Here is a 13272-nt window from a genome sequence, read left to right as displayed (position 1 = left end):
TCGGCCGCGCCCCGGGTGCGCCGGGCCCTGCGCCCGCCGACGTCGTCCGGGGCTACCGGGCGGCGACCGACGTCGCGCCCGGCTCCGAGGGTGCGTTGGCCCTGCTGGCGGACCGGCTGCTCGACTACCGGGCGGCCGTGATCCGCTGCCGGGCGAGCGAGGTCGCGGCCACCGTGGCGGCGCAGCTCGCGGACGCCGGCGCCGTCGCAGTCCCACCCGGGCTGCCGCAGGCGTGGCTCGACGCGGTCCGGGCGAGCGGGCTCACGGTGCTCGTCGACGCGCCGGGCGACCTGCTGACCGCCCGTCGCCTCGACGGGACCGGGGCGGTCCTCACGGCCTGCCGGGTCGCGGTGGCCGACACGGGCACGATCGTGCTCGACGGCGGCCCCGACCAGGGCCGCCGCGTGCTGAGCCTGGTGCCGGACCGGCACGTCTGCGTCGTCCGCGCGGACCAGGTCGTCGCGTCGGTGCCCGAGGCGGTCGCCCTCCTCGGGGAGCACCCCGAGCGCCCGCAGACCTGGATCAGCGGGCCGAGCGCGACGAGCGACATCGAGCTGGTCCGGGTGGAGGGCGTCCACGGACCGCGCGACCTGCGCGTGGTCGTCGTCGTGGACTGACGTCGAGCGATCCCGCACAGGTGATCGGTCTGCCACCGCGCTCGCCGTCGTCGTCCGACGTCGGCTGCGCAGGCGCTCGCGCCGCGCCGACGCTCGCCCCTAGGCTCGCTCCCAGGTGGAGGGGCGCACCGACAGGGGGCGGCATGGGCACGAGGATCGTTCGCGCGGCGGGACAGGTGCTCCTCAGCTGCCTGGTCATCGCGGGGTTCATGACCGTCGTCCTCGACCGCGGCCCGTGGACGCGGTGGCTGGTCCCCACGGTCCTCATCGTCGGCGCCGTCGCCGCCGTGACGTGGTTCCGGGAGCGCCGGGCCCGCGCGAGGACCGCGACCTAGCCCTGGTGGTCCTCTCCGTCGACGCCGGACCGGGCGTGCGGCCGGGTTCGCGGGGTGTCGTCGGGCGGCCCTAGGGTCGGGCCCATGACGCGCCCGCTCCGCATCGGTGTCCAGATCCAGCCGCAGCACGCCGACTACGCCGCCATCCGGCGCGCCGTCGCGCAGGCCGAGGAGGCGGGGGTCGACATCGCCTTCAACTGGGACCACTTCTTCCCGCTCTACGGCGACCCCGACGGCAAGCACTTCGAGTGCTGGACCATGCTCGCCGCCTGGGCGGAGGCCACCGAGCGCATCGAGATCGGCGCGCTGGTGACGTGCCAGGGCTACCGCAACGCCGACCTGCTGGCGGACATGGCGCGCACCGTGGACCACATCAGCGACGGCCGGCTGATCCTGGGCATCGGAGCGGGATGGTTCGAGCGCGACTACACCGAGTACGGCTACGAGTTCGGCACCGCCGGCTCCCGGATCGCCGAGCTCGCCACGGGCATGGAGCGCATCCGGTCGCGCTGGGCCGCCCTGAACCCCGCCCCGACGCGCGACATCCCGGTCCTCATCGGCGGCGGCGGTGAGCGCAAGACCCTGCGGGTCGTCGCGGAGCACGCCACGATCTGGCACTCGTTCGCGGACCCGGAGGTCTTCGCGCACAAGTCGGCCGTCCTCGACCGGCACTGCGCCGACGTCGGCCGCGACCCGACCGAGATCGAGCGTTCCGTCGGGCTGGGCACCGAGGGCGTGCCGGGGGAGCAGGCTGACCAGCTGGTCGATCTCGGGGTCTCGCTCTTCACCGTGGACGTCAGCGGGCCGGACTACGACCTGGGACGCCTGCGCGAGTGGATCTCCTGGCGCGACGAGCGCAACGCCGGGTGAGCCGGCTGTTCGCTGTGGGCGAACATGCGCGCGCGGGATACTGAGGAGGAGATGACAGCGGACGAGGACCCCACCCCCTCGCCCGGCGGTGCCGGGCGGCGGCGCGCGCACCCGGCCGTGCGCGTGCTTCGGACGCTCGCCCTCGTCCTGGCGCTGCTCCTCCCGTGCGCCGCGTGGGGCGTCGCCACCGCATCCGCCGAGGCCACGCTCGGCCCGCACCTCGCCCGGTACGAGGTCACGGTGGACAGCGAGGTGACGGTCGATCTCGGGCCCCTCGGGACGCTGGTCATCGACTCGCCGCTCCCGCTCGGGCTCGGCGCCCGGGTCGTGGTCCAGGAGATCCCGGCCGAGCTGACGGCACTCGAACCGGCCGAGACGCTCGAGGTCCTCGGCGGGGACCTGCGGGGGTACGTGCAGTTCTTCAGCGCCCCGCAGGCGGCCGTCCAGTCGGCGGTCGAGCGCCTGCTGCTGGACGCCGCGCGGCGCACCGCCTTCGCGATGGTCACCGTGGCCGTCGGGGCGTGGCTCGTGCGCGCCGGGCTCGGGGCCGCGCGCCGTGCCGAGCTCCTGGACACCGCCCGTCCCTACGCGGGGCTGGTCGCCGGCGGCACCGCGGTCGTCGTGCTCGTGGTCGGCACCGTGTCGGCGAGCAGCGACGCGGCGCTGCGGGACGGGCAGGACGCGACGGCGTCGGCGGTCTTCGACGGCACCCCGCTGGCCGGCGCCCGGATCACGGGCCGGCTCGCGGGTCTCGTCGACACCTACGGCGGTATGGCCGTGGACGCCTGGCGCGCGAACGAGGAGTTCTACGACGGCGCCGCCGAGTCCCTGCGGGCCGCCTGGGAGGAGCGGGCGGAGTCCGACCGCGAGCTCGAGGTGGCCCGCGAGACCCTGCTCGTCGCCGGCGACGAGCAGGACCCGAGCGCGGCGGACGAGCAGGCGCAGGGGGAGGGGAGCGGCGAGGTTCCCGAGGGCGCGGACGGCGACGGCACGGTCGGCGACGGCACGGACGGCGAGGGCGGGGACGGTCAGGCCGAGGACGGTCAGGCCCAGGACGGCAGCGCCGGCTCGGGTGACCCCGGTGACCCCGGTGACCCCGGTGACCCGGTGTCGGACGGTGACGGGTCGGGGCAGGCAGCGGAGGACGCCGCTCCCGGTGTCACGGCCGACGGCTCGGACGAGGACGACGCGCCCGAGCCGGTGGTGCTGCTCTTCGTCAGCGACCTGCACTGCAACGTCGGCATGGCGCGCGTGATCCGCACGGCCGCGGAGCTCTCCGGCGCCGAGGTCGTGCTCAACGGCGGGGACACCACGGTGAACGGGACGTCGGTCGAGGAGTACTGCGTCGACGCGTTCGTCGGCGCGATGCCCGAGGGCGTCCCCATGCTCGTCGCCGACGGCAACCACGACAGCGAGACCACCTCCTCGCAGGAGCGTCACGCGGGTGCGCGCGTGCTCGACGGCGAGGTGGTCGAGGTGGCCGGGCTGCGCGTGCTCGGGGACAGCGACCCCAACGCGACGCGCATCGGCGCCGGCACCAGCCTCGCCGGCGAGGAGACGGTGCGGCAGGCGGCGCGGCGCCTGGCCGACGTCGCGTGCGCGGAGCGCGACGGCGTCGACCTCCTGCTCGTCCACAACCCGAACGTGGGCAACGCGGCGCTCGAGGAGGGGTGCGTCCCGGCGCAGGTCTCGGGGCACAAGCACCGGCGCATCGGCCCGGAGGCCGTCGGCCTGGGGGTGCGGTACGTCAGCGGCAGCTCCGCGGGCGCGACCCTGGGCCAGGCGACCGTCGGGCCGCTCCGCGGGGTGGCCGAGCTCACCGTGCTGCGGTGGGACCCGACGTCACGCACCGTGCTCGACTACCGAGTGATCGAGGTCGCACCCGACGGCGTGGCCCGGGTCGGTCTCGCCTCGCCCTGGCCCTCGCCCGGGACGGCAGACCAGGCGGCGGACCTGGCGGAACAGCCCGAGGACCAGGCCGAGGACCAGGCCGACCAGACCGGGGACCAGACCGGGGACCCGACCGGGGCGCCGGGCGAGGGCCGCGTCGAGGACGCCGCGGACGGCGCCGACGGGTGACGCGGTGTCGGGTCGCGGGTCCGTCCGGCGTACGGTAAGGCCGCCGCTGCCGACGTCCGGCGGGGCGAGCACCAGGAGGAGCGTCGTGCGTCAGGAGCTGGTCGTCCGAGGTCGGGGAGCGGGCGCCGTGGTCGCCCTCCTCGCCGCGCTGCTCGTCCAGGGAGCGCTCGGCGTCGCGCCGGCCGCGGCCCACGACCGGCTGGTCGGGACCGATCCGGCGGCCGACGCGACCGTCGAGGCGCCCCCCGCGCAGGTCGTCCTGACCTTCTCCGCCGACCAGCTGCCCCTCGGGGCGGCCGTGAGCGTGACGGGTCCCGACGGCGCGCAGTGGTCCGAGGGCGAGGCAGTCGTCGCGGGGACGACCGTGACGCAGGCCCTGCGGCCCGGCCTGCCGGGCGGCGCCTACGCCGTGGCGTGGCGCTCGCCGTCCTCGGACGGGCACGTGCTCGAGGGCACCTTCGCGTTCCAGGTGGCCGAGCAGCCGACCGCCGCCCCGTCGCCGCAGGAGACGACGGCGCCGCAGGAGACGACGGCGCCGCAGGAGACAACGGCCGCGGAGGCGACGCCTGTGCCGAGCGCGAGCGCCGTCACCGACGCCTCCGAGGCGGACCCCGAGCAGCCCGCGTGGGGTCTGCCCCCCGCCGCCTGGATCGGCGGCGTGGCGCTCGCCGCGGCCGGGATCGTGGTCCCGCTGGTGCTCCGCCGCAGGGGGAACCGTGAGTGAGGGGCCCGCCGCGCCGGAGCTCTCGCCGGAGCACCTGCGGCGCCGGCTCGTCGTCACGCTCGCCGTCGTCGTGCTGGCCGTCGCGCTGGTGGTCGGCGGACCGTGGGTCTACGCGCGGTTCCTCGCCCCCGACGCGCGGGCGCCGCTCACGCTGAGCACGCCCACCGCGGCGCCCACCGCGCAGGCCCAGGTGCTGGCCGGGCCGGTCGACGTCGACGGCGCCTGGCGCATCGGCGAGGGCTCCGCCGTGGGCTACCGGTTGGCGGAGGTCCTCACGGGTGAGCCGGTGACGGTCGTGGGACGCACCGAGGACGTCACCGGGTCGGCCGAGGTGACCGACGGCGCCCTGACGGCCGTCGACGTCGTCGTGAGCACCGCCACGATCGTCACGGACGAGTCGGCGCGCGACGCGTACTTCCGGCGCGCGCTCGACACCACGGCCTACCCCGAGGCGACCTTCACGCTGACGGCGCCGGTCGACGTCTCGGCCATCGGCGCGACGACGGAGCCGGTCGCCGTCGCGGTGGACGGCACGCTGAGCTTCCACGGCGTCAGCCGGCCGGTGGTGGCGTCGTTCCAGGTCCAGCGCACCGAGGCCGGGATCGAGGTGGCGGGGCAGGTCCCCGTCACGCTCGAGGACTTCGGGCTCGAGGCGCCCGACCTCGGGTTCGTCACCGTGGAGCCTGCGGGCGCCGTGGAGATCCTCCTGGTGCTGGTGCGCTGACGCCCGCGCGACCTAAAGTTCGGCATGCCGAACTTTGGGGGTGCCGCGGCGCTCGGCGCGTGCCTCGCCGCGGTCCTCGCCGGCTGCGCGCCTCCGGCCGAGGCGAGCGGAACCGCCGGGGACGACCGTCCGGTGGTCCTCGCGACCTTCACCGTCCTCGCCGACATGGCGGGCGTCGTCGCCGGTCCGGACGCGCGCGTGGAGTCCCTCACGGGCGTCGGCACGGAGATCCACGGGTACGAGCCCAGCCCGGACGACCTGCGCCGTGCCGCCGGGGCGGACCTGCTCCTCGCCAACGGCCTCGGGCTCGAGGTCTGGCTCGAGGACCTCGTCGCGCCGCTCGACCTGCCGACGGTCGTGCTCACCGAGGCGGTCGACCCCCTGCCGATCGCCGGGAGCGACCACGCCAACCCGCACGCGTGGATGTCCCCGCGCACCGGCGCCGACTACGCCGTCGCGATCGCCGACGCCCTGGGCGACCTGGCCCCGGCCGACGCCGCCGCGTTCGACGCGCGGGCGCAGGCCTACGCCGCCGAGCTGCTCGAGCTGCACGACGAGCTCACCGTCCGGCTCGCGGCGCTCCCGCCCGACCAGCGGCTCCTGGTCACGTGCGAGGGCGCCTTCTCCTACCTCGCCCGCGACGCCGGCCTCGACGAGGCGTACCTCTGGCCGGTCAACGCCGAGCGGCAGGGCACGCCGCGCCAGGTCGCCGACGTCGTCCGTCGCGTCCGCGACGCCGAGGTGCCCGCGGTGTTCTGCGAGTCCACCGTCTCCTCGACGGCGCAGGAGCAGGTCGCCCGCGAGACGGGTGCGCGCTTCGGCGGCACCCTCTACGTCGACTCGCTGTCGGGCCCCGACGGCCCCGTGCCCACGTACCTCGACCTCCTGCGCCACGACGTGGACGTCGTGGTCGCCGGGCTGACGGGGGCCCCGGCGGGGGAGGGCGACCGGTGAGCGGCCCGGCCCTGCGCGTGCGGGACCTGACGGTGCGGTACCGCGACGTCGTCGCGCTCGAGGACGTCGCGGTCGACGTCGCCCCCGGCGTGGCGTGCGGCCTGGTCGGGATGAACGGCTCGGGCAAGTCGACGCTCCTCAAGGCGTGCGCGGGGCTCGTGCGGCCCCGCACCGGGCGGGTGGAGGTCCTGGGCCGCACCCCGGACGAGGCGCGGCGCGACGGGCTGGTCGGGTACGTGCCCCAGGCCGACGACGTCGACAAGGACTTCCCGGTCGTGGTCGCCGACGTCGTGCTCATGGGCCGCCACCACCGGATGGGGCGCCGCCGCCGGGTCCGCCCGGCCGACCGCGCCGCGGTCGACGCCGCGCTGGACCGCGTCGGGCTCGCCGACCTCGCCGGGCGCCAGATCGGGCGGCTCTCGGGCGGCCAGCGCCAGCGCGTGCTGCTCGCCCGCGCGCTCGCGCAGGAGGCGCGCGTCCTGCTCCTCGACGAGCCCTTCACCGGGCTCGACGTGGTGTCGGTCGCCACCGTGACGGCGGTCCTCCACGAGCTCGTGGCCGAGGGCGCCACGGTGGTCGTCTCGACCCACGACCTGCGCACGCTGCCCGACCTGTGCGCGACGGCCGTGCTGCTGCAGCGGCGCGTCCTGGCGGCGGGGCCGACCGCCGACGTCGTCACCCCGGCGAACCTCGCGCGGGCGTTCGGCCTCGACGCGCCGACGGAGGTGCCGTGACCGGGTTCTGGGAGCTCCTCGTCGAGCCGTGGCAGTTCGGGTTCATGCAGCGCGCGCTGCTCGTGACCCTCGTCGCGTCGGTGGTGTGCGCGATGCTCAGCTGCTGGCTCGTGCTCATCGGGTGGTCGCTCATGGGGGACGCGGTGTCCCACGCCGTGCTGCCCGGCGTCGTCCTGTCCTACCTCGTGGGCGCGCCCTTCGCCGTGGGGGCGTTCGTCTTCGGTGTCGGGGCGGTCGCGCTCATCGGGGCGGTGCGGGAGTCGACACGGGTCAAGGAGGACGCGGCGATCGGCGTCGTCTTCACCACGACGTTCGCCGTCGGCGTCGTCCTGGTCTCGACGACCCCGAGCCAGGTGGACCTGTCCCACATCCTGTTCGGCAACGTGCTGGGCGTCTCCGACGCCGACATCGCCCAGGTGCTCGTCATCGCGGCCGTCGCGCTCGCGGTCATCGTGGCGCTGCGGCGGGACTTCACCCTGTACGCGTTCGACCGCGTCCAGGCGCACGTCGTCGGGATGTCCGTGCGCCGCACGGGGATGCTGCTGCTGGGGCTGCTCGCCCTCACCGTCGTCGTCGCGCTCCAGGCGGTCGGCGTCGTGCTCGCGGTCGCCATGCTCATCACCCCCGGCGCGACGGCGTCCCTGCTGGTCGACCGCATCGACCGGATGCTCGTGGTCGCGCCCGCGATCGCCGCCGCGTGCGCCGTCGTGGGCATCTGGGCGAGCTACGTGCTCGACGCCGCCTCGGCGGGCCTCGTGGTGGTCTGCCAGGGCATCGCGTTCGGGCTCGCCTGGGCCGCGTCGCGGCTCCGCGCGCGGCGAGCGACCCGCGTCGATGTCGCCGAGGGCGCCGAGGGCACGGCGGTCGGCGCGTGAGCGGGGCGGGGCGGCGCGGGGCGCGGCAGGTCGGCCTGACGGCCGTCGCCGAGGACTACCTCAAGGTCGTCTGGAACCTCCAGGAGTGGTCGGACGAGCCGGTGACGACCTCGCACCTCGCACGCCGGCTCGGGGTCGGCGCGCCGTCGGTCTCGGAGACCCTCGGGCGGCTGGTCGCCCGCGGCTGGGTCGAGCACGAGCGCTACGGGCAGGTCCGCCTCACCGCCGCGGGCCGCGCGATCGCGCTGCGGGTCGTCCGGCGCCACCGGCTGATCGAGACCTGGCTCGTGGAGCAGCTCGGCTACGGGTGGGACGAGGTGCACGACGAGGCGGAGGTGCTCGAGCACGCGGTCTCCGACGTGTTCGTCGAGCGGCTCGACGCGCTGCTCGGTCGGCCGCGCCGCGATCCCCACGGCGACCCGATCCCGCAGGCGGACGGCACCGTGGAGCGCCCGGACGCCGTCGTGCTGGCGACGCTGGCGCCGGGACGCCGCGGCCGCGTGGTGCGCGTCGACGACGAGGACCCGCAGGTGCTGCGCGAGTGCGAGCGGCGCGGCGTGCGGCTCGACGCGGTCCTGGTGGCACCGGGAGGGCTCTCGCCCGCCGCCGCTGCGGCGGTGCGCGTCCGACCGCTCGCGTGAGCCCGTCGGTCTGTTCGGGCGCGACACGCCGGGGAGTCGGGCCGCACCCCTGGCGGCGGAGGTTACGGTGCCGTAGGTTCGGACCGATCTAGGTGCGGTGCCCCCGGGCCCGCGCTGTCCCCCAGCAGACCGGGAAGTATGCATGAGCGCAGACGTCGTCCCTCCCACCGGCGCCGAGTCCACCACCCAGACGCCCGTCGGCCGCGCCGACCGCTCGCTGGCCGAGAGCCCGCGTGAGCGCCAGGTCAGCGAGTTCACGGCCCTGACCCGCACCGTCCAGGAGGCGGGGCTCATGCGGCGCCGCTACGGCTACTACTGGACGCGCTTCACCGTGCTCACCGTGCTGCTCGTCGGCATCGGGGCCGGCATCGTGCTCCTCGGGGACTCGTGGTGGCAGCTCGGGCTCGCGGCGCTCCTCGCGCTCGTGCTCGGCCAGGTGATGTTCCTCGGGCACGACGCCGCGCACCGCCAGATCTTCAAGTCCGGCCGGTGGAACGACTGGGCGAGCCTGGTCATCGCCAACCTCTACGCCGGCATGAGCTACGGCTGGTGGCAGCACAAGCACAGCCGCCACCACGCCAAGCCGAACCAGGTCGGCGCCGACCCCGACATCGCCACCGGCGCCCTCGTGTTCCACACCGAGGACCTCCCGGCGCCCCGCTCGGGTCTCGTGGGGTGGTTCACGCAGCGCCAGGGCTGGCTGTTCTTCCCGCTCCTGCTGCTCGAGGGCCTGAACCTGCACATCTCCGGGATCAAGACGATCTTCGGCCGGAGCGAGGTCAAGCGCCGCCCGATCGAGATCGCCTTCGTCCTCATCCGCCTCGTGGGCTACCTCGCGCTGGTGTTCTGGGCCATGCCGGTCGGCCTGGCGTTCGCCTTCCTCGGCGTGCAGCTCGGGCTGTTCGGCCTCTACATGGGCGCCGTGTTCGCGCCCAACCACAAGGGCATGCCGATCGTCCCGCCGGACGCGCGCATCGACTTCCTCCGCCGCCAGGTGCTCATGAGCCGCAACGTCCGCGGCGGCCGGTTCACCGACCTCATGATGGGCGGGCTGAACTACCAGATCGAGCACCACCTGTTCCCCAACATGGCGCGCCCGCACCTGCGCCAGGTGCAGCCGATCGTCCGCGAGTTCTGCGCGTCGCGGGGCATCCACTACACCGAGACGAGCGTGTGGCGCTCGTACGCCATCGTCGTGGCCTACCTCAACAAGGTCGGCCTGGCCGCGCGCGACCCGTTCCAGTGCCCGCTGACGCTCGAGTACCGCTCCGCCCGCTGACCGACCGGCCCACGCGCCCTTTCCTGCGGCCGCGCAGGGGAGGGTGCGTGGGCCCGCGTATATGCGCGGGCCGAGTGGTGCGCCGACGGTAACCTGAGCGGGTGCACAACCCTGAGCCCGCTCCCGCTGCCTCCGCCCCGACGCCGCCCGAGGCGCCCCTGCGTTACACGGCCGCGCTCGCCGCCGAGATCGAGCTGCGCTGGCAGGACCGGTGGGAGGAGGAGGGCACGTTCTGGGCCGCCAACCCGAGCGGCCCGCTCACCGACGCGCAGGGCCGTCACGCGGACCCGGACTCGCCCTCGTTCTTCATCATGGACATGTTCCCGTACCCCTCGGGGGCCGGGCTGCACGTCGGCCACCCCCTGGGCTACATCGCGACCGACGTCGTGGGCCGCTACCGGCGGATGTGCGGCGAGAACGTCCTGCACGCGCTCGGCTACGACGCGTTCGGCCTGCCCGCCGAGCAGTACGCGGTCCAGACCGGGCAGCACCCGCGCAAGACGACCGACGAGAACATCGTCACCATGCGCCGGCAGCTGCGCCGCCTGGGGCTCGGCCACGACGAGCGCCGGACGTTCGCGACCACGGACTCGGAGTACGTCCGCTGGACGCAGTGGATCTTCCTGCAGATCTTCAACTCCTGGTACGACGACGCCGCGGTGCGCCCCGACGGCGGCACGGGCCGGGCGCGGCCCGTGGCCGAGCTGGTCGCGGCGTACGAGAGCGGGGAGCGCGCGGTGCCGGCGGACCTGGCCGGCGGCCGCACCTGGGCCGAGCTGGACGAGGTGGAGCGCCGGCGCGTCGTGGACGCGCAGCGCCTGGCCTACGTGTCCGAGACGCCGGTGAACTGGTGCCCCGGGCTGGGCACCGTCCTGGCGAACGAGGAGGTCATCGACGGGCGCTCGGAGCGCGGCAACTTCCCCGTCGTCAAGCGCAACCTGCGCCAGTGGAACATGAGGATCACGGCGTACGCCGACCGCCTGGCGGCGGACCTGGACCTCATCGACTGGCCCGAGAAGGTGCGCTCCATGCAGCGCCACTGGATCGGTCGCTCCGAGGGCGCGCAGGTCACGTTCGACGTCGTGGGCGGGCGGCAGGTCGAGGTCTTCACGACCCGTCCGGACACGCTCTTCGGGGCCACGTTCATGGTGGTCTCGCCCGAGCACCCGCTGCTCGACGAGGTGCCCGCAGCCTGGCCCGACGGCACGCGCGACGCCTGGACCGGCGGCCACGCGGAGCCGACGGCGGCCGTGGCGGCCTACCGCGCGGAGGCGGCCGCCAAGACCGCCGTCGAGCGGCAGGCCGACGCCGGCCACAAGACGGGCGTGTTCACGGGTCACCTCGCCGTCAACCCGGCGACCGGCGCCTCGATCCCGGTCTTCACGGCCGACTACGTCCTCATGGGCTACGGCACCGGCGCGATCATGGCCGTGCCGGCCCAGGACGAGCGCGACTGGCAGTTCGCGGAGCGGTTCGAGCTGCCGATCGTGCGCACCGTCGCGCCGCCGGACGGCTGGGAGGGCGGCGCGTACACGGGCGACGGTCCCGCGATCAACTCCGCGAACGCGGAGGTCACGCTCGACGGCCTGCCCGTGGACGAGGCCAAGCGCACGATGATCGAGTGGCTCGAGCGGCGCGGGGTCGGGACCGGGACCGTCACCTACCGCCTGCGGGACTGGCTGTTCAGCCGCCAGCGCTACTGGGGCGAGCCGTTCCCGATCGTCTACGACGAGAACGACCTGCCGATCGCGCTGCCCGACGAGCTGCTGCCCGTCGACCTGCCCGAGGTGCCCGACTACTCGCCGCGGACCTTCGAGCCGGACGACATCACCTCCATGCCGGAGCCGCCGCTCGGCCGCAACGAGGAGTGGGTCAACGTGACCCTGGACCTCGGCGACGGCCCGCGCACGTACCGGCGCGACACCAACACCATGCCCAACTGGGCGGGCTCGTGCTGGTACTACCTCAACTACCTCGACGCGGGCCGGCGCGACGTCGTCGTCGACCCCGCGCTGGAGCGCTACTGGATGGGCCCGGGCCACAACGCCGACGCGGGGGAGTCCGGGGGCGTCGACCTGTACGTGGGCGGCGTCGAGCACGCCGTGCTCCACCTGCTCTACGCGCGCTTCTGGCACAAGGTGCTGCACGACCTCGGGCACGTCTCGAGCGTCGAGCCGTTCCGGACGCTGTTCAACCAGGGCTACATCCAGGCGTACGCCTACACCGACGCGCGGGGGGCGTACGTGTCGGCGGACGAGGTCGTCGAGGACGCGTCGGTGCCGAGCGGGTACACGTGGCAGGGGCAGGAGGTCTTCCGCGAGTACGGGAAGATCGGCAAGTCGCTGAAGAACACCGTGACCCCCGACGAGATCTACGACGCGTACGGGGCCGACACGTTCCGGCTCTACGAGATGTCGATGGGCCCGCTGGACCTGTCGCGCCCCTGGGAGACGCGCGCGGTCGTCGGCTCGCAGCGGTTCCTGCAGCGGCTGTGGCGCAACGTCGTCGACGAGACGACCGGCGAGCTGCTGGTCACGGACGACGCCCCGGGCGAGGAGACGCTGCGCGTGCTCCACCGCACGATCGAGGACGTGCGCACGGAGATGGCGGCCATGCGGTTCAACACCGCGATCGCCAAGCTGATCGTGCTCAACAACCACCTCACCGGGCTGACGACGGTGCCCCGCGTGGCCGCCGAGAGCCTCGTGCTCATGCTCGCGCCGCTCGCCCCGCACATCTGCGAGGAGCTGTGGTCGCGGCTCGGCCACCCGCAGAGCCTGGCGCGCGAGGCGTACCCCGTCGCCGAGCCGCGCTGGCTCGTCGAGGAGACCGTGACCTGCGTGGTGCAGGTGCAGGGCAAGGTCCGTGACCGGCTCGAGGTGCCGCCGTCGATCGGCGACGACGAGCTGCGCGAGCTGGCGCTGGCGACCGCGGGCGTCCAGCGCGCGCTGGCCGGCCGCGACGTGCGGACGGTCATCGTGCGGGCGCCCAAGCTCGTCAACGTCGTGCCCGCCTGAGGTGCCCGCCGCGCCGGGCGCGCGTGGCGGCGTCGCGGTCGTCACCGACTCGACCGCGTCGCTGCCGCCCGAGGTGCTCGACGTCGTCGACGTCGCGGTCGTGCCGCTGCACGTCGTCATCGACGGCGTCGCGCACCGCGAGAACGTCGACCTGAGCCCCGCCGGGCTGCTCGACGCGCTCCGGTCCGGCGCCCGGGTCACGACGTCGCAGCCGGGTGCCGAGGCGTTCGCGCGCGCCTACCAGCGTGCCGTCGCCCGCGGCGCCCGCGAGATCGTCTCGGTCCACCTGTCCGGTGACCTGTCCGGGACGGTCGGCGCCGCGGGCCTCGCGGCGGGCGAGGCCGCCGTGCCCGTGCGGGTCGTGGACTCGCGCACCGTGGGCATGGGCCTCGGCCTGGCCGTGCTGGCTGCGGCGGCCGCCGC

13 protein-coding genes are annotated in these 13272 nt (G+C 75.0%); all 13 read left to right on the top strand.

Going from position 1 to position 13272, the window contains the following annotated elements; translation table 11 throughout:
• Window positions 1-617 (top strand): LUD domain-containing protein (locus tag IDM29_RS10015; RefSeq protein ID WP_188037476.1); only part of this gene is annotated, 617 nt, incomplete at its 5' end.
• A gap of 143 nt (window positions 618-760) precedes the next feature.
• On the top strand, window positions 761-952 hold the full coding sequence (locus IDM29_RS10010) for a hypothetical protein (RefSeq protein WP_182111515.1): 192 nt from the start codon (window positions 761-763) through the stop codon (window positions 950-952).
• 84 nt (window positions 953-1036) lie between these two features.
• Window positions 1037-1822, top strand: a complete 786-nt coding sequence (locus IDM29_RS10005) for an LLM class F420-dependent oxidoreductase (RefSeq protein WP_182111514.1) — start codon at window positions 1037-1039, stop codon at window positions 1820-1822.
• A 51-nt stretch (window positions 1823-1873) separates the two neighbouring features.
• Window positions 1874-3901, top strand: coding sequence for a metallophosphoesterase (locus IDM29_RS17335; RefSeq protein WP_255491559.1), 2028 nt, complete (start codon window positions 1874-1876; stop codon window positions 3899-3901).
• A gap of 85 nt (window positions 3902-3986) precedes the next feature.
• Entirely contained in the window at window positions 3987-4625 is a 639-nt protein-coding gene (locus IDM29_RS09995; RefSeq protein WP_182111513.1) for a copper resistance protein CopC, read from the top strand.
• Entirely contained in the window at window positions 4618-5349 is a 732-nt protein-coding gene (locus IDM29_RS17690) for a YceI family protein (protein WP_182111512.1), read from the top strand. The genes IDM29_RS09995 and IDM29_RS17690 overlap by 8 nt, the downstream gene beginning before the upstream one ends.
• A 24-nt stretch (window positions 5350-5373) precedes the next feature.
• Window positions 5374-6303 carry a metal ABC transporter solute-binding protein, Zn/Mn family gene (locus IDM29_RS09985; RefSeq protein WP_182111511.1) on the top strand — a complete coding sequence of 310 codons (930 nt, stop codon included), beginning with the start codon at window positions 5374-5376 and terminating at the stop codon, window positions 6301-6303.
• Window positions 6300-7037, top strand: a complete 738-nt coding sequence (locus IDM29_RS09980) for a metal ABC transporter ATP-binding protein (protein WP_182111510.1) — start codon at window positions 6300-6302, stop codon at window positions 7035-7037. Before IDM29_RS09985 ends, IDM29_RS09980 begins: the two co-directional genes overlap by 4 nt.
• Before the next feature lie 44 nt (window positions 7038-7081).
• Window positions 7082-7912, top strand: coding sequence for a metal ABC transporter permease (locus tag IDM29_RS09975; RefSeq protein WP_182114207.1), 831 nt, complete (start codon window positions 7082-7084; stop codon window positions 7910-7912).
• Window positions 7909-8553 carry a metal-dependent transcriptional regulator gene (locus IDM29_RS09970; protein WP_182111509.1) on the top strand — a complete coding sequence of 215 codons (645 nt, stop codon included), beginning with the start codon at window positions 7909-7911 and terminating at the stop codon, window positions 8551-8553. The genes IDM29_RS09975 and IDM29_RS09970 overlap by 4 nt, the downstream gene beginning before the upstream one ends.
• A 142-nt stretch (window positions 8554-8695) precedes the next feature.
• The gene (locus IDM29_RS09965) at window positions 8696-9832 is read left to right on the top strand and encodes an acyl-CoA desaturase (RefSeq protein WP_182111508.1); all 1137 of its coding nucleotides are present in this window, start codon (window positions 8696-8698) and stop codon (window positions 9830-9832) included.
• 101 nt (window positions 9833-9933) lie between these two features.
• Window positions 9934-12849: a leucine--tRNA ligase gene (gene leuS / locus IDM29_RS09960; RefSeq protein WP_182111507.1), complete on the top strand. Its 2916-nt coding sequence runs from the start codon at window positions 9934-9936 to the stop codon at window positions 12847-12849.
• 1 nt (window position 12850) lies between these two features.
• Window positions 12851-13272 (top strand): DegV family protein (locus IDM29_RS09955; protein ID WP_188037475.1); only part of this gene is annotated, 422 nt, incomplete at its 3' end.

This window comes from Actinotalea sp. JY-7885, assembly GCF_014525465.1.
Lineage (GTDB): Bacteria > Actinomycetota > Actinomycetes > Actinomycetales > Cellulomonadaceae > Actinotalea.
This window is presented reverse-complemented; position numbering and strand designations above follow the sequence as displayed.